This is a genomic window from Kibdelosporangium persicum (assembly GCF_013280595.1).
In the GTDB taxonomy this organism is placed as follows: Bacteria; Actinomycetota; Actinomycetes; order Mycobacteriales; family Pseudonocardiaceae; genus Kibdelosporangium; species Kibdelosporangium persicum.
Genome location: NZ_JAAATY010000008.1, coordinates 1 through 17985, shown reverse-complemented (window position 1 = coordinate 17985; position 17985 = coordinate 1). Strand labels below are relative to the sequence as shown.

Below are 17985 nucleotides of genomic sequence, written 5' to 3'. Positions count from 1 at the left end.
CAGTGAATCCCGCCGCACGCCTGCGGGCGTTGTTCTGCGCTGTCCTTCTGCTGGTGGGTGCCTTCGGGGTGCCCGCGGCCGCGGCCGAGCCGCGGTTCTCCGTCCTGGTGTTCTCCAAGACGACCAACTTCCGGCACGACTCGATTCCCGCCGGCGTCGCCGCGATCCAGAAACTGGGCCAGGAGCACAACTTCACGGTCGAGGCGACCGAGGACTCGGCGGCGTTCACCGACGCCAACCTGGCCAGGTTCGCCACGGTCATCTTCAACAACACCAACTCCACGCCGCAGAGCGGTGACCTGCTCAACGCGGACCAGCGCGCGGCGTTCCAGCGGTACATCCGCGCGGGCGGCGGGTTCACCGGAATCCACGCCGCCACGGCCAGCGAACGCGACTGGACCTGGTTCGAGGGCCTCGCCGGGGCGATCTTCGACTTCCACCCGCCGATCCAGCCGGGCCGCGTCAAGGTCCTCGACCACGTGCACCCGTCCACTCAGCACCTGCCGGACCTGTGGGAGCTGGAAGGCGAGGAGTGGTACAACTGGAAGGCCAACCCGACCGGCAAGGTGCACACGCTCGCGCAGGTCAAGCTGCGTGACGGCATCGAGGGCCTGAACCAGGGGGTGGACCACCCGATCTCGTGGTGCCAGAACTACGACGGCGGCCGGTCCTGGTACACCTCGTTGGGCCACGGCGCCGCGCGGTTCGCCGACCCGGCGTACCTGCGACACCTCCTCGGCGGTATCGAATGGGCCTCCGGCGCCAAGCCGGGGGACTGTTCGGCCACAAAGGACACCATGTTCCAGAAGGTCCCGCTGGTCACGCAGGGCCTCGCCGACCCGTTCGAGCTGGCCGTGGCGCCGGACCGGAGGGTGTTCTACGTCCAGCGGACCGGTGCGCTCAAGATCCTCGACCAGCGCACGCTGAAGATCTCGACCGCGCTGGACTTCGCGTACACCCCGCAGATGACCAGCCAGTCCGACGGCCTGCTGGGCATCGCGCTGGACAACGACTTCGCGCGCAACAACTGGGTGTACCTGCTGTACTCGGACAAGGTCGAGAAACGGCAGAACCTGTCCCGGTTCACGCTGGCCGGCGACAAGATCGACATGGCCAGTGAGAAGCGGCTGCTGGAGATCCCGACGTTCCGCGACGAGTTCCGGGCGAACTCGCACATGGGCGGCTCGATCCAGTTCGACAAGCACGGCAACCTGTACGTCGCGACCGGTGACAACTCCGATCCGTTCAACTCCGACGGGTTCACGCCGATCGACGAGCGGCCTGGCCGTCGCGCGCTGGACGCGCAGGGCACGTCCGGCAACACCAACGACCTCCGGGGCAAGATCCTGCGGATCACGCCCCAGCCGGACGGCACGTACACCATCCCGCAGGGCAACCTGTTCCCGCCGGGGACCGAGAAGACCAAGCCCGAGATCTACGCGATGGGCATGCGCAACCCGTTCCGGATCACGATCGACCCGATCACGGACGCGGTGATGGTCGCCGACTACGGGCCGGACGCCCGGGCGGCGAACCCGAACCGCGGTCCGGAAGGGACAGTCGAGTTCACCCGGCTGACCAAGCCGAGCAACCAGGGCTGGCCGTACTGCATCGGCAACAACACCCCGTTCAACGACTACGACTTCGCGACCGGCACGTCGGGCCCGAAGTTCGACTGCGCCAACCTGGTCAACGACTCGCCGAACAACACCGGTCTGCGCGACCTGCCGCCTGCCGACCCGGCGACGGTCTGGTACGCCTACTCGGCCTCCGCCGAGTTCCCGGAGCTCGGCACCGGTGGCGGTGGCCCGATGGCGGGGCCGGTCTACCAGTACGACCCGAACAACCCCTTGGTCACGAAGTTCCCCGAGTACTACCACGGCAAGTGGTTCGGCTACGAGCTGACTCGTGGTTTCTTCAAGACGTTCTCGTTCCAGCGCGAGGACCAGACCTTCGCCAATCCGCGCTTCCCCGCGGTCAAGCAGGGTGATCTGCAGTCGATCAACAAGGTGTTCACGAACATGAGCTGGATCCAGGCGTTCTCCGCGCACATGGGCCCGGACGGCTCGATGTACGTGATCGACTTCGGGTCCGGCAGCGGAACCGGCCGCGGCGGCAGCAACGACGGGGCCGGCATCTACCGGATCGACTACGTGGCCAACGGCCGCAGGCCGGTCGCGAAGCTCCAGACCGATGTGGACTCCGGGCGTTATCCGCTGACGGTGAAGTTCTCCAGTGCCGGGTCCGCGGGTGGCGACGGCGAGCCGATCGACTACTTCTGGGACTTCGACGGCGACGGCACGATCGACTCGACCGAGCCGAACCCGACCCACACGTACGCCGAGCCCGGCCAGTACGACGCCCGGCTTTCGGTGAAGAGCCGGCGCAACGGCTTGGACGGGATCGCGGCGACGGTGATCACCGCGGGCAACACCAGGCCCGAGGTCCGGGTGGTGACGCCGGTGAACGGCGGCGCGTTCGACTGGGGCGACACGATTCCGTTCGAAGTCCGGGTCACCGACCGGGAGGACGGCCGGATCGACTGCGCCAAGGTCGTGGTGCAGTCCCAGCTCGGGCACGACTCGCACCTGCATCCGATGGACAACGTCACCGGGTGCCGAGGTGAGATCAAGACCGACCAGGGTGCCAGCCATGGTCCTGGCCAGAACCTTTACGTGGCGGTGGCCGTGCAGTACGCCGACAACGGCGGACCGCGTGGCGTGCCGTCGCTGACCGGCTCCGCGCACCTCGTCCTCGAGCCCAAGCGCAAGGAGGCCGAGCACCACGAGGGTGTCGGCGGTGCCCAAAGTGGACCGGTCGTGGTGAACAACAGCGATGCCTCGGCCGGCAAGCGACTCGGGGAGATCGAGCACGGGGACTGGGTCGCCTACGACCCGGTGCACCTGCACAAGATCGACTCGGTCACGGTCGGCGCGGCGTCCGGCGGCCTCGGCGGCACGATCGAGTTCCGTGCCGACTCGCCGACCGGTCAGGTGCTCGGTTCGGTCGCGATCCCGAACACGGGAGGCTGGGGCAACGTCATCTCGCCGACGGTGCCGCTGACCGACCCGGGCCGTACGGTCAAGCTGTACGCGGTCTTCACGAATCCCGCGTGGACACCCACTTCGCCCGACCTGATGTCGGTGGACTGGTTGCAGTTCAACGGCGAGGGCATGGCGAAGCCGGGCACCCAGACCGGAATCGTGATCACGGCGACGCCGAGGACCGGCGCGGCACCGCTGAACGTGTCCTTCACCTCGGCGGTGAACCCGCCGGCGGGCCGCACGATCACCGGGTACTCGTGGGACTTCGGCGACAACACGGCGGCGGGTACCGGCCCGTCGGTGACGCACCAGTACACCCGCAAGGGCGTCTACACGGCGCGACTGACCACAACGGACAACACCGGTGCGCACAGCTCGAACACAGTCCTGATCACAGTCTCCTAAGGGAGTCGACGATGACTACCTCTCGACGCGGGCTTCTCAGGGCAGCTGCCCTGGGAACCACTGTGCTGGGTTTCTCGGCGGTCGCGGGTGGTCTGCAGGTCCCGGGTGTGGCGGCGGCGGACGATCCGCCGCCGCACTCGGTGCCGCTCGACCACATCGGAATCCAGCTGTACACCGTCCGCAGCATCATGACGATCAATCCACAAGGGACGCTCAACGCCCTCGGTGACATGGGCTACGCGACCGTCGGTGTCAGTGGCCTTTACGGACACGCACCGGAGAAGTTCCGCGACATGCTCGACGTCGGCGGCGTGCGCGCGGTCCTGACACACACCAGCTGGGACGCGATGAACGCGAACGTCCAGCGGGAGCTGGAGATCGCCCGGATTCTGGGCGTCCGGTTCGTGGTGGTGCCGTCCCTGCCCGCTTCGCTGCGGACCGTCGCCGGGTACACGCACGCGGCCGCGAAGTTCCAGGAATGGGGCATCAGGTGCCGCAGCGCGGGGATGAAGTTCCTCTTCCACAACCATGACGTCGACTTCCTCACGGTGGACGGCAAGGTGCTGTTCGACATCCTGGTGGAGGAGACCGACCCGCGGTTCGTCAACTTCGAGCTGGACCTGTACTGGGTCGTGAAACCCGGGTACGACCCGGTGGCGTACTTCGAGCGCTACCCCGGCCGGTTCCCGGTGTTCCACGTCAAGGACATGGCGGCCGACGGGTCCTTCGAGGACCTCGGCTACGGCACGATCGACTTCCCGCGGATCTTCGCCCGGTACGCCCAGTCGGGGGTCCGGGAGTACGTGGTGGAGCACGACGCGCCGCGTGACCCGCTGCTCACCGCCCGCAGAGGGCAGGAGTACCTGGCGAAGGTCAGGTTCTAGATCCTCGATCTCGTGGGTGTTCTAGGGTGGGACACCCACGAGGACGAGGGAGGCGGCACGTGAAGATCACGACTCTGGACGGCACGGCCACCACACTGGACGAGTTGACCGGTGGGAAGGTCGCACTGGTGGTGAACGTGGCGTCCAAGTGCGGTCTGACGCCGCAGTACACCGCGCTGGAGCAGTTGCAGAGGGAGTACGGGCCGCGCGGGTTCACTGTGCTCGGCGTGCCCTGCAACCAGTTCGGCGGCCAGGAGCCGGGCAGTGCCGGCGACATCCAGACGTTCTGCTCGACCACGTACGGCGTCAGTTTCCCGATGACCGAGAAACTCGAGGTCAACGGGCCGGGCAAGCACCCGTTGTACGCCGAGCTGACCGAGCACCCCGACGACGAGGGCAACGCCGGTGACGTGCAGTGGAACTTCGAGAAGTTCCTGCTGTCGGCCAAGGGTGAGGTGGTGGCGCGGTTCCGGCCGGCCGTCGAGCCGGGCGACCCGAAGATCCGCTCCGCCATCGAGTCCCAGCTGAGGTGAGCCGGTTCGGCCAGGCCCGGGTCTACTCGATCCCGATGCGCACCAGGTTCCGGGGCATCACGGTGCGCGAGGGCATGCTGCTCGAAGGACCGGCGGGCTGGGGCGAGTTCTGCCCGTTCACCGAGTACTCCGACGCCGAGGCCGCGTGGTGGCTGGCCACCGCGGTGGAACAGTGCACTGTGGGCTGGCCGTCACCGGTCCGCGACCGGATTCCGGTCAACTGCACGGTTCCCGCCGTGGACCCCGCCCGTGCGTTCGAGATCGCCGCCGGTTCCGGTTGCCGGACCGCGAAAATCAAGGTCGCGGACCATGTGGAGTCCCTCGCCGAGGACGTCGCCCGGGTCGAGGCGGTCCGGGATGCGTTGGGACCGGCGGGAAAGATCCGTGTCGACGCCAACGCGGTGTGGGATGTGGACACCGCGGTCACGCACATCCGCGCGCTGGACAAGGCCGCGGGCGGTCTGGAGTACGTCGAACAACCCTGTGCGACGATCGACGAACTCGCCTTGGTGCGCAGGCGGGTCGACGTCCGGATCGCCGCGGACGAGTCGATCCGCCGGGCCGGGGACCCGTTGCGGGTCGCGGTCGCCGGCGCCGCGGACATCGCGGTGATCAAGTGCACGCCGCTGGGTGGTGTCCGGCGTTCCCTGGAGGTCGCCGAAGCCGCCGGCCTGCCGTGCGTGGTGTCGTCCGCATTGGAGACCAGCATCGGCTTGGCCGCGCAGGTCGCTCTGGCCGCCGCGTTGCCGTCGTTGGACTTCGCGTGCGGTCTGGGCACGTTGTCCTTGCTGGCAGGCGATGTCGTGGACGACTCGTTGGTCCCGGTCGACGGGTACATCGACGTCCGCACGCCCGGCCCGCCTGTCCCTGGCCGGTTCGAGGAGTCCTCGCCGGAGCGGGTGGCGTGGTGGCGGGCGCGGCTCGACCGGGTGGAAGCGATCATGATCGCCTGATCGAGGCAGGCGCGGTCGGCCGATTGGCGGTACCGTCCTTGCGACCGTAAGGAGGAAGCCTGTGACCAAGGTGAGCGTTTCCGCCTCGATGCCCGTGAAGCCGGCGAAGGCGTGGGCGACCGCGTCGGACCTGTCCCGCTTCGGCGAGTGGCTGGCGTTGCACGAGGGCTGGCGAGGCGATGTGCCGAGCGAGATCAAGCCGGGCACAGTACTGACGTCGGTGGTGTCGGTGAAAGGCCTGCGCAACCGGATCACCTGGTCGGTCATCTCCTACGACCCGCCGAACGGCATCGCGCTGTCCGGCGAGGGCAAGGCGGGCGTGAAGGCGTCGCTGGAGCTGAAGCTGCGCCCGGACGGCGAGGGCGCGAAGGGCGAACTCGACGTGGAGTTCACCGGCCCGGGGATGTTCGGGCCGATCTCCGCGGCGGTGGGCCGGACGCTGAAGAGCGACCTGCACAGATCCCTGGAGAGACTGGCCGAGCTGGCCGACTAGATTCGGGTCGCATGAGCTGGGACGCCTATCTGATGCGTGTGCCGGACGACCTCGAATCCGTCGAGCAGTTGCCGCCGGACTACGACCCCGGGGTCGTCGGCTCACGGTCGGCTGTGCACGCGGCTCTGCGCGCCGCGGTGCCGGACATCGGCCTCGGCGATCCCGCGTGGGGTTTTGTCGACGGGCCGGCCTGAGCCGGAGCGGTAGCCGACCGCCGGATCACCAGCAGCAATCCGGCCGCGCCGGCGAGGGCACACGCTCCGGACACGATCAGCCCGGCGGGATTGCCGAATCCGGTGAGCGTGTCGCCGATCAGCACGGCGGCGGTCGTGCCCGGCAGACTGCCCACCACGGTCCCGGCCAGGAACGGCCGCATCCGGACAGACGAAACGCCACAGCAGTAGTTCATCGGTGTGAACGGGACGAGCGGGATGAGCCGTAGCGAGGCGACCGCCAGCCACCCGCCGCCGCTGAGCTTCTGGTCGACCGTCCTGACGGCCGTCTTGTCCAGGTGACGAGCCACCAGTCCTCGGCCTGCCCATCGCGCGAGTGCGAAACCCAGGATCGCACTGACCGCGGTGGCGCACATCGCCACGATTACTCCGAGGAGGGGTCCGAGCAGAAGCCCCGAGGCAAGCGAGAACACTGTGCGCGGCACCGGCATGATCGTGGCCACGACGTAGGTCAGGAACATCAGGAGCGGCGCGGCCGCTCCAGCGCCGAGCGCCCAGGCCCGCACGTCGCCCGGCCCCGGAACAGGCAACACGAACGCGGCGGTGATCAACACCGCGAGCAGACCGACAGCCAGCGCGGTACGTACTCGCGGCATGTCACCAGTCTAGATGCCACAAAACAGCAGCCGCGCTCCGGGCGATAGCCTGAATTTATCTGTAACACTGGGGAGATCAACGCGATGGCTCACGCCACGTGTCGATCAACGACCCGGTTCCCGGTCACCATCCGGTCCAAACGCGGCCGGACGAGGTACTTTCCCGGGCCTCGCCGCTGCGGAGCGCAGCCGTTCATAGGTCAGTGTAATTTCACGAACCCGTGACCGAAATGACGATTCCCCTAATGGCGGTATCAACGATTAGCACACCGTTGCAAGGTGGGGGACGCGTTGGGAGTCGGGTCGCGTCGTGGGGACGCGTGCCGAGGGTGAGAAAGGTACATGTCGGGTGTTACCGGGATCCTTGAGGCCGGGGATATCAGGGGGGTTACGCCGGGCTGCGCGCTTCGCGCCCGGTGGTGGGGACGGCGGGTACAGCGCGTTCATGGCGGGTCGCCGCAAGCGCAGTGCGTCCGCCCGGTCCTCTCTTCGAATCACCGTTTTTCTTCGGCAGGTTTTGGATCCGGTACTTCGTGATACCTGTCCTGCGGTCGGGCGCGTGCACCGTCGATGTCCCTCTCGACCGGGCTCCGCGTTACCGAGTAGATGATCGAACAAGCCGTCGTGGCCGGTCTTTGCCCACTGTAGGCCGGGCGCGCGGTGGAAAATCACACACGCATGGAAGGTGCCTCCTGATCATGCCTGAATATGTCGCCGTATTTGTCGCGCCCTGGCCCGTGATATCGGCTGGTCCATCCGAATATCGCCGATGGACGAATCACGGTCCGGTGAACAGACATAAAACATCACCGCTGTCGAAGGTGACGACTTCGGTTCTCTTCGCCGAATGCTGAAGTAGCCGGCCGCACATCGCTTAGGCACGCCTGCACCGCACGGGTGGTGGCGTCGACGGTCCGCGCCCACATATCTTCGACTGCGAGGAAAAGATGGATCTCGACCAGTTGGGTACGAGTCTGGGAACCCTGGCGAAGGCCTGCCGTGTGCCCGGCGCACAGCTCGCCCTTCTGCATCGGGGCGACATTCGGGTGTTCGAGTCCGGTGAAGAGGAATATGCCGGCGGCCGGGCCATGACCCGGGATTCCCAGGTTCCGGTCGGCTCGATCACCAAGCTGTTCACCGCGACGCTCGTGATGGCGCTGGTGTCGGACGGTGACATCGACCTGGACGAGCCGCTCGGCCACTACCTGCCGGACCTGCGGCGGCTCTCCCCGGAGCTGGCCGGCGCGCTGACGCCGCGTCACCTGCTCAGCCACACCGGTGGGCTGGCCTCCGAGGCCACCCACACCGTCCGGGCCGGGCGTCACCTGGGCGACCTGCACACCGTGCGGCCGCCCGGATCGGACTTCTCCTACTCCAACCTGGGCTACTGCCTGCTCGGCGAGGTTGTCGAGGCGATCACCGGGATGCCGTGGCACGAGGCCGCGACGGCGATCCTGCTCAAACCGCTGCGGATCGAGCCGTGTTTCGTCGGTCGGCCAGGGCTGGCGCCGACGGTGTCCGGGCACTCGGTGCACCACCGGTGCCGGCCGGTCGGCCAGGCGCTGGAACCGGTGGAGGCCCCGGCGGGCGCGCTCGCGGCGAGCGCGGCCGATCTCGTGACGCTCAGCCGGATGCACCTGCGACCTGAGCACGGCGGGAGCACCGACCACCTCGTCAGCCCCGATGACCTGGCGCAGATGCGGACGCCGGTCGCCGGAGCGGACCCGTTCGGCCTCGCGGACGGCTGGGGTCTGGGCTTCGCGGTGTTCGGGGACGGCTGGATCGGCCACGACGGCATGGCCGACGGCACCGCCTGCTACCTGCGCATCTCCCCGGCGACGGGCACGGTCGTCGCGCTCACGACGAACGCCAACACGGGGACGGGTTTATGGCACGAGCTCGTCGCCGAACTGCGGACGGCCGGTATCGCTGTCGGTGACTGCCGCGACCGTGAGATGCCGGGGCGCCGGGTGCCGCCGCCCCGTGACTGCCTCGGGACGTACTTCAACGGTCTCATCGAGTATTCGGTGACCGTCCGGGACGGCGACCTGCTGCTGACCGTCGACGGTGACCCGGCGGCCAAGCTGGTGCCGCACGACGGCCTGGTGTTCAGCATGATCGACCTGGCCACCGGCGAACGGGCGCGGCCAGGGCGGTTCCTGTGTGACTCGCGCGGCCGCATCGACCGTGTCCAGGTGGGTGGACGGGTGGCCAGCCGCAGGCGCCGCGTCCAGGAAGTCGCCTGATCCTCCTCTCTCCCGCTGATCTCACGCGGCCGGTCGCGCCGCGTTCGAAAGGTCGACACCGATATGGGCTCTCCAGACACGACCGCGACGACTCTCGCCGTGGACCCCGCCTTACCGCGGACGCAGGACCTCTTGACGTTGCCGGCCCTGTTCGCCGGCCAGGTACGGCGAACCCCCGAGGCGACGGCGATCACCGCCGGCCGGGCCGAACTGAGCTATTCCACTGTGGACCGTCAAGCGAACCGGCTGGCGCACAGGCTGATCCGGCTGGGAGTTCGGCCTGAGCACCCGGTCGCGCTGCAGGTGGAGCGGTCGGCTGAGCTGGTGGTCGCGGTGTTGGCCATCGCCAAGGCCGGTGGCGCCTACGTGCCGTTGGACACGCGGGCACCGAGTGAGCGGACGCGGCTGGTGCTCGCCGAGGCGGGTGTGTCGGTGGTGATCACCGACCACGCCAACGAGAACCTGGTCCGCGATGTCCACTCCGGACCTGTCGTGCTGGTGGAACCCGGTTCGCTCACCGGGGAATCCGGGACGAGCCCGCACGTGGAGCTGCATCCCGACAACCTGGCTTATGTCATGTACACGTCCGGTTCGACGGGCACGCCGAAGGGTGTCGCGGTCCGGCATCGGGACGTCGCCGCGCTCGCCGCGGACAGCCGGTTCCGTAACGGCGCGCACGACCGTGTCCTGCTGCATTCGCCGCAAGCCTTCGACGCGTCGACCTACGAGTTGTGGGTGCCGTTGCTCAACGGCGGCACGGTCGTCGTCGCCCCGCCGGGAGACGTCGACGCGGACGTGCTGCGCAAGTCGATCGCGCGGCATGGCGTCACGGGATTGTGGTTGACCGCCGGGTTGTTCCGGATTCTGGTGCAGGATTCGCCCGAATGTCTCGCGGGCGTGCGTGAGGTGTGGACCGGCGGTGACGTCGTGCCCGCGGCCGCGGTCCGCCGGGTACTGACGGCCAATCCCGGGCTGGTCGTGGTCGACGGGTACGGTCCTACTGAGACCACGACGTTCGCGACCTCGTACCGGATGCCGGACGCGGCGTCGGTGCCGGATGTGGTGCCGATCGGCGCGCCACTGGACGCCATGTGGGCGTACGTCCTCGACGAGACGCTGGCCCCGGTCCCCGAGGGCGCGGCTGGCGAGTTGTACGTCGCCGGTGCTGGACTGTCCCGTGGCTACCTGGGCAGGCCTGGGCTGACCGCACGGAGTTTCGTCGCCAATCCGTACGGCCCGCCAGGGGAGCGGATGTACCGCACCGGGGACATCGTGCGGCGGACCGGTGACGTCATCGAGTTCCTCGGCCGCGCCGACGACCAGATCAAGATCCGCGGATTCCGGATCGAACCCGGTGAGATCGAGTCGGTGCTGGCCGGTCATCCCGGGATCGCCCAGGCCGCGGTGGTCGCACGGGAGGACCGGACCGGGCGCAAACGCCTGGTCGCCTACGTGGTCGCGGCCTCCGGGCAGCAGCTGTCCGTCGGCGGGCTGCGGGAATCGGTCCTGCGGTCGCTGCCCGACTACACGGTGCCGTCCGCGTTCGTGACGCTGGACGAACTACCGTTGAGCGGCAACGGAAAAGTCGATCGACGGTCGTTGCCGGAACCGGACTGGAACACCCTCGCGCGCACCGACTACGTGGCACCGCGAACCGAGCCGGAGCGGGCACTGGCCGCGCTGTGGGCCGAGGCGCTCGGCGTGCGGCAGATCGGGGTCGAGGACGACTTCATCGACCTCGGTGGCGACTCGATCACCGCCATCCGGCTGACGTCCCGGATCAGAGCCCGGTTCCGCACCGCGTTGTCCACCCGGACGATCTTCGACGCGCGGACCGTCGCCCGCCTCGCGGACCTGCTGCCCACCCAGCCGGCCGCGGGCACGACCGGCCGGATCACCGGTCAACGGCCGGATCTGATCCCGATCTCACCGGTGCAGCAACGGCTTTGGTTCCTCAACGAGGTGAGTCCCGGAAGCACCGAGTACAACACCGGTGTGGGAATCCGGTTGTCCGGGGCGTTGTCCGTCGACGCGCTGCGCACCGCGCTGAACACCTTGGCCGAACGGCACGAAGCACTGCGGACCACGTTCGACTCGGTGGACGGCCGGGGCGTCCAGGTGATCGCACCGACCGGCGGGATACCGCTCAGCACCGCCGAAGCGTCCAGTGTGGACGAGATCGATGCGCTGGTCACCGCCGAACTGCGGACGCCGTTCGACCTCAGGCACGGGCCACTCGCCAGGGCGTTGCTGATCCGGCTGGCCGATGACGACCACGTGTTGCTGCTCAACCAGCACCACATCGTCACGGACGGCTGGTCGATCCGCGTGCTGGTCGACGAACTGGTCGAGCTGTACGCGCACGGTCCGGCCAGCCTGCCCGCGCCTGCTTTGCAGTACGCGGATTTCGCCCTGTGGCAACGAGATCGCCTCGGTGACACGGTTGTCGAAGAGCAACTGGAGTACTGGCGGCGCAAGCTGGCCGGGATCGAGCCGCTGGAGTTGCCCGCCGACCGTCCGCGTCCGAGCGTACGGACGACCTCGGGCGCGGTCTGCCGCCGCGAGCTACCCGCCGATCTGGTGGACCGGCTGGCGAAGCTGGCACAGCGCAACGGTGCCACGCTGTTCATGACGCTCACCGCCGCGGTGCAGTTGTTGCTGGCCAAGTACAGCAACCAGCGGGACATCGCCGTCGGCACCGTGACCTCCGGCCGTGACCGCCCGGAACTGGAGGACCTGGTCGGGTTCCTGGTCAACACGCTCGTCCTCAGGTCCACGGTGGACAACTCGATGCCGTTCGAGCGGTTCGTCGCCGAAGTCCGCGAGACCATGCTGGAGGCGTTCGCGCACGACCAGGTGCCCTTCGAGCAGTTGGTCGACGCGGTACGGCCGGAGCGCGATCCCAGCCGGACGCCACTGGTTCAGGCCGCGATCGTGCTGCAACAGGAGATGGTGCCCGCCCGTCAGGCCGGTGAGCTGGCCGTCACCGAGTACGACCTGCCACGCGCCTCGGCACGGTTCGACCTGCTGGTGGAGTTCTGGCCGCGCGGCGATTCGCTGACTTTGGCACTGGAGTACAACACCGACCTGTTCGACGCGGCGACGATCGACCGGCTGGGCGGCCATCTGCACGCGCTGCTTGACGCGATCACCACGAGACCCGACGCACCGCTCGGTGAGTTGTCCCTATTGGACTCGGCTGAGCGGGACCTGGTGCTCGAGAGGTGGAACGACACCGCCCACGAGGCTCCGTGGGCCACATTGCCGTACCTGTTCGCCGAACAGGTCGCTCGCACTCCGCAGGCCACTGCGGTGGTGTCCGAAGGCTCGGCGTACACGTACGCCGAGTTCGACGCGCGTGCCAACCAACTCGCCCACCGGTTGATCGAGGCAGGCGTGCGTCCGGAGGACCCGGTGGCCGTGCTGATGAGCCGGTCCGCTGACGTGGTCCTAGCGGAACTGGCCGTGGTCAAGGCGGGTGCGGCGTACGTACCGGTGGACGTGCGTGCGCCCGCCGAGCGCATGCGCGTGGTCCTCGACGAGGCCGGCGCCATGGTCGTCCTCACCGACCAGGAGTGGTCGGGCATGGTCAGTGCGATCCACAGCGGACAGTCGATTATGGTCGATGCCGAGGACCTGTCCGCGCGGCCGGTCACGAATCCCTGCGTTCCGCTGCACCCCGAGAACATCGCGTACGTGATGTACACGTCCGGGTCGACCGGCAAGCCGAAGGGAGTCGCGGTACGCCACTGCGACGTGGTCGCCCTCGCGTCCGATCGGCTGTTCCGGACCAGCAGCCACCAACGCGTGCTGTTCCATTCGGCGCAGGCGTTCGACGCCACGACGTACGAGATGTGGGCGCCGTTGCTCAACGGCGGCCAGGTTGTCGTCGCGCCGGCGAGGGACGTCGACGCGGACGTCCTGCGCACGGTGATCGCCGAGCACGGTGTGACGGCGTTGTGGTTGACCGCTGGGCTCTTCCGGGCGATCGTCGACGAAGCACCGGACTGCCTGAACGGCCTGCGAGAGGTCTGGACCGGCGGAGACGTCGTTCCGGCCGCCGCGGTGCGCCGTGTGCTGGCTGCGTGCCCCGGGCTGGTGGTCGTCGACGGTTACGGTCCCACCGAGACCACGACGTTCGCGACCTCGTACCGGATGCCGGACGCCGAGGCGGTGCCGGACATGGTGCCGATCGGCCGTCCCCTGGACAACATGCGCGTCTACGTGCTCGACGAGGGCCTGCGGCCGGTTCCCGTCGACGTGACCGGCGAGTTGTTCATCGCCGGTGCCGGGCTCGCCCGTGGGTACTCCCGCCGGCCAGGGCTGACCGCGGAACGGTTCGTCGCCAACCCCTTCGACGCTCCCGGCAGCCGGATGTACCGGACGGGCGACCTCGTCAAGTGGAACGCCCGCGGTGACCTGGTCTTCGTCGGCCGCACCGACGACCAGGTCAAGATCAGGGGCTTCCGGATCGAGCCCGGTGAGATCGACGCCGCCCTGATGCGGTGTGACGACGTCGCTCAGGCGTTCACCGTCGTCCGGCTTGACGATGGTGGCCGTAAACGCCTGGTGTCCTATCTGACCGCCGTCCGGCAGACCGACAGCGCGACTCTCCGTGAGTTCCTTGGCCGCACGCTGCCGGACTACATGGTGCCTTCCGCGTTCGTCGTGCTGGAGTCGTTGCCGCTGAACGCCAACGGCAAGGTCGACCAGCGGGCGCTGCCCGCACCGAACTGGAACACGGTCAACGGCGGCATTGTCGCGCCTCGCAACGACGTGGAGGCCACGCTCGCCGGGATCTGGGCGCAGCTGCTGGGTCTTGACCGGGTCGGCGTCGAGGACAACTTCTTCGAGCTGGGCGGTGACTCGATCCTCGGAATCCAGGTCGTCGCCAGGGCCCGCCGGGCCGGGCTGACGTTGACGCCGGGCGACCTGTTCCGCAAGCCGACTGTCGCCGCGCTGGCCGCGGGAATGACAGGGGCCGCGCCGGTCGCCGCCGAGCAGGGAGCAGTCAGCGGCGACGTTCCGCTCACTCCGATCCAGCACTGGTTCTTCGAGTACAACGAGGCGGAGCCGGACTGTTTCACGCAGTCGTTGTGTCTTCAGCTCACCACCGACATCGACGAAACCGCTCTGCGCCGGGCTTTCCGCGCTCTGATGGAACATCACGACGGCCTCAGGATGCGCTACGACGGCCGACGCCAGCACAACGAGCCGGTCGAACCCGCGGACGTGTTGGAGCGGCGGGACATTCAAACGCCGTCCGTCGACGGGATCAGTCTCACTGACGGTCCGTTGCTCAAGGCCGTGCTCTCCGGCCGCCAGTTGTTGCTGGCAGCGCACCACCTTGTGGTCGACGGTGTGTCGTGGCGGATCCTGTCGGAGGATCTTGCCACCGCGTACCAGCAAGCCGTGCACGGCCTGCCAATCAACCTCGGTGCGAAGACGACATCGTTCCGCGAGTGGGCGACGCGATTGGCTGACCACACCACGGCCGGTGGATTCGACGACGAACTCGACCACTGGACAGCGGTCGCCCACACCACTGTGCCCGAACTCCCGGTGGACCGACCGGGCCGCAACACGGCCGGGTCGACCCGGACGGTGACGGTGACGCTGGACGAGCACACCACCAAAGCGTTGCTGCACAACGTGCCTGGCGCCTACCGAACGCAGGTCAACGACGTGTTGCTCAGTGCCCTCGGCCGGGTACTGGGGCGGTGGACCGGTCACGACCGGGTGTTGCTGGATCTGGAAGGTCACGGTCGTGAGGACGTGCTGGCCGACGTGGACCTCTCCCGCACGGCCGGCTGGTTCACGTCGATGTTCCCGGTCGTGCTCGACGTGCCGGAGACCACGTGGGGCCCGACGCTCAAGGCGGTCAAGGAGCAGTTGCGGGCGGTGCCCCGGCGGGGCATCGGCTTCGGCGCACTGCGGTACCTCGCGAACCGGGCCGACCTCGCGGTGCGCGCCGAGGTGAGCTTCAACTACCTCGGCCACCTCGACGGACTTGGCTCCACGGAAGGCTTTTCCAGCGGTACGCTCGATGGGCTGCGGCTTGACGCGGGCACTCGGAACACTCGGAGTCATCTGCTCGATGTGGTCGGTGCGATCGACGACGATCGCCTCGAACTCACCTGGTACTACTCCAACGACATCCACGCCGAGGACACCGTGCGGCGGCTGGCCGAGGGCATGGCCGAGGCGCTGCGCGAGATCGTCGGCCACTGTGCCGAACCCACCGCGGGCGGCCGGACGCCGTCCGACTTCCCGTTGGTGCGCCTCGACCAGGCGACGGTCGACCGGCTCGCCGGTGACGGCCGGGCGGTGACGGACATCTACCCGCTCACCCCGATGCAGGCAGGCATGGTGTTCCACAGCCTGGTCGGCGCGGCTCAGGGCGACCCGTCGGGCTCCTACTTCAACCAGGTCCAGTTCCGACTGTCCGGAGTGGCCGATCCCCGGGCGCTCGGCACCGCGTGGCAACGGGTCACCGAACGCACGCCCGTCCTGCGCAGCGGTGTGGTGTGGGAAGAACTCGACGATCCGGTGCAGGTCGTGCGCCGCGACATCACGATGCCGGTCGTCCATCTTGACTGGTCGGATCTGACGCCCGAGCACCGTGACGAACGGCTGGGGGATTACCTCGAACGCGACCGTGCCGAGGGCATCGACCTGGCGGCGCCGCCGTTGACCCGGGTGGCCATCGCCGCCCTGCCCGATGCCGAGGTCCTGGTGGTCTGGACCTTCCATCACGTGCTGGTGGACGGCTGGAGCGCAGCACAGATCTTCACCGAGGTCTGCCGTCAGTACGCGATGATCATGCGCGGTGTGCGGGCACCGGTCGGCGAACGGCCGCCGTTCCGTGACTACCTGCGATGGCTGGCTGATCAGGATTCCGGTGAAGCCGAACGGTATTGGCGTCGCGCACTTGACGGGTTCGATTCGCCGACCGCGCTGCCGTACGACCGTCCGCCGGTCGAGACACATCGCGCAGAATCCAGCGCGACCATTCGCGTGACGCTGCCGGTGGAACAGACCGAGCGACTGCGGGACGTCGCCCAGCGCAACGGATTGACCGTCAACACGGTCATGCAAGGCGCGTGGGGGCTGCTGTTGTCCCGCTACAGCGGGGCCTCGGATGTCGTTTTCGGCACCACCGTGTCCGGCAGGCCGGTCGACCTGCCGGGCGTCGAGTCGATGATCGGCATGTTCATCAACACGTTGCCGACCCGGCTGACCGTCCGAGCCGGGCGCGACATGCTCGGCTGGCTGCACGACCTGCAAACCGGACAGGCCGACGCCCGGCGGTTCGAGCACATCTCGCTCGCCCGGCTGCAGAGCCGGACCGACGTCCCCCATGGGGGCAAGCTGTTCGACAGCATCCTGGTGTTCGAGAACTACCCGTTCGACGCGGACACCTTCGCCGAGTACGGCCTGCGGATCCACGACGTGCGGGCCGCGGAGCCGACCAACTACCCGTTGGCCCTGATGGTCGAGCCGGGCAGGCAGATCGCGATCGAGTTCGACTACGACCCGGCACTGTTCGACGCCGCGACGGTCGAGCGGCTGGCTGGGCACCTCCAGGTCCTGCTCGGCGCGATCGCGGACGATCCCGCACGGCCGTTGCGCGAGTTCTCGTTGCTGGGAGCGGCGGAACGTGACCTGGTGCTGACCGAGTGGAACGACACGGCGCACGAAATCCCGCCGGCGACGTTGCCGCGCCTGTTCACCGACCAGGTGCGCCGGACGCCGGACGAACCTGCTGTCGTGTCCGACGACGTGTGCCTCACCTACACGGAGCTGAACGTACAAGCCAACCGGCTCGCGAACCGGCTGATCAAGCTCGGTCTCCGGCCGGAAGACCCGGTCGCCGTCCTGATGGGACGGTCGGTGGACCTGCTCGTGGCCGAACTCGCCGTGGTCAAGGCGGGCGGCGCGTACGTACCGCTGGACGTCCGGGCACCGGCCGACCGGCTGCGGATGGTCCTCGGCGAAGCCGGTGCGGACATCCTCATCACCGACGCCGAATGGCGGCCCACGGCCGAAGGAATCCACAACGGACACATTCTCTCGACCGCACCGGCTGACAAGTCCACTGAGGACCCGTCCGTTTCGCTGGCTCCCGAGAACCTTGCCTACGTGATGTACACGTCGGGATCGACGGGCAAGCCCAAAGGCGTCGCGGTCCGGCACTGTGACGTCGTCGGTCTGGCATTCGAGCGGCGGTTCCGCGGCGGGCACAGCCGGGTGCTGTTCCACTCGGCGCAGGCGTTCGACGCGACCACGTACGAGATGTGGGTGCCCCTGCTGAACGGCGACCAGGTGGTCGTCGCGCCACCCGGCGACCTGGACGCCGAGGTCATGCGGCGGATGATCATCGACCACGGCGTGACCGGAATCTTCGTGACGTCCGGGTTGTTCCGGATGTTGGCGCAGGACGGGCCGGATTGCCTGACGGGTGCTCGTGAGGTTTGGACTGGTGGGGAGGTTGTGCCTGCGGCGGCGATTCGCCGGGTGTTGGACGCGTGTCCTGGGTTGATGGTGGCGGATGTTTATGGTCCGACGGAGACGACGACGTTCGCGACGCAGCGTCCG

General features: G+C 68.2%; 8 protein-coding genes. 7 read left to right on the top strand and 1 reads right to left on the bottom strand.

The genetic code is table 11. The features are described from left to right. Positions 1-2 precede the first annotated feature (2 nt). The 5 genes from GC106_RS16180 to GC106_RS16160 all read left to right on the top strand — a co-directional run bounded on the left by GC106_RS16180 (position 3) and on the right by GC106_RS16160 (position 6312). Positions 3-3449, top strand: coding sequence for a ThuA domain-containing protein (locus tag GC106_RS16180; RefSeq protein ID WP_173130738.1), 3447 nt, complete (start codon positions 3-5; stop codon positions 3447-3449). A gap of 11 nt (positions 3450-3460) precedes the next feature. After that, entirely contained in the window at positions 3461-4333 is an 873-nt protein-coding gene (locus GC106_RS16175) for a sugar phosphate isomerase/epimerase family protein (protein WP_173130736.1), read from the top strand. Between the two features lie 59 nt (positions 4334-4392). Then, a complete protein-coding gene (locus tag GC106_RS16170; RefSeq protein ID WP_173130734.1) occupies positions 4393-4866 on the top strand; it encodes a glutathione peroxidase in 474 nt (157 codons plus the stop codon). A gap of 35 nt (positions 4867-4901) precedes the next feature. Then, on the top strand, positions 4902-5819 hold the full coding sequence (locus GC106_RS16165; RefSeq protein WP_217280608.1) for an o-succinylbenzoate synthase: 918 nt from the start codon (positions 4902-4904) through the stop codon (positions 5817-5819). A 61-nt stretch (positions 5820-5880) separates the two neighbouring features. Then, entirely contained in the window at positions 5881-6312 is a 432-nt protein-coding gene (locus GC106_RS16160; RefSeq protein ID WP_217280592.1) for a type II toxin-antitoxin system Rv0910 family toxin, read from the top strand. A gap of 79 nt (positions 6313-6391) precedes the next feature. On the opposite strand, the gene GC106_RS16155 is transcribed toward GC106_RS16160, so the two are convergent. Further along, complete coding sequence (locus GC106_RS16155) at positions 6392-7141, bottom strand: TVP38/TMEM64 family protein (RefSeq protein WP_173130730.1); 750 nt, start codon at positions 7139-7141, stop codon at positions 6392-6394. Positions 7142-8088: 947 nt separating this feature from the next. Here GC106_RS16155 and GC106_RS16150 point away from each other — a divergent pair. Then, entirely contained in the window at positions 8089-9387 is a 1299-nt protein-coding gene (locus GC106_RS16150) for a serine hydrolase domain-containing protein (RefSeq protein ID WP_173130728.1), read from the top strand. 63 nt (positions 9388-9450) lie between these two features. Next, positions 9451-17985, top strand: an 8535-nt coding sequence (locus GC106_RS16145; RefSeq protein WP_173130725.1) for a non-ribosomal peptide synthetase, incomplete at its 3' end; no start/stop codon positions are given.

Coding starts and splice junctions, on each gene's coding strand:
- GC106_RS16175 (WP_173130736.1), top strand. CDS start 3,461: ATGACTACCTCTCGACGCGGGCTTCTCAGGGCAGCTGCCCTGGGAACC.
- GC106_RS16165 (WP_217280608.1), top strand. CDS start 4,902: ATGCGCACCAGGTTCCGGGGCATCACGGTGCGCGAGGGCATGCTGCTC.
- GC106_RS16155 (WP_173130730.1), bottom strand. CDS start 7,141: ATGCCGCGAGTACGTACCGCGCTGGCTGTCGGTCTGCTCGCGGTGTTG.
- GC106_RS16150 (WP_173130728.1), top strand. CDS start 8,089: ATGGATCTCGACCAGTTGGGTACGAGTCTGGGAACCCTGGCGAAGGCC.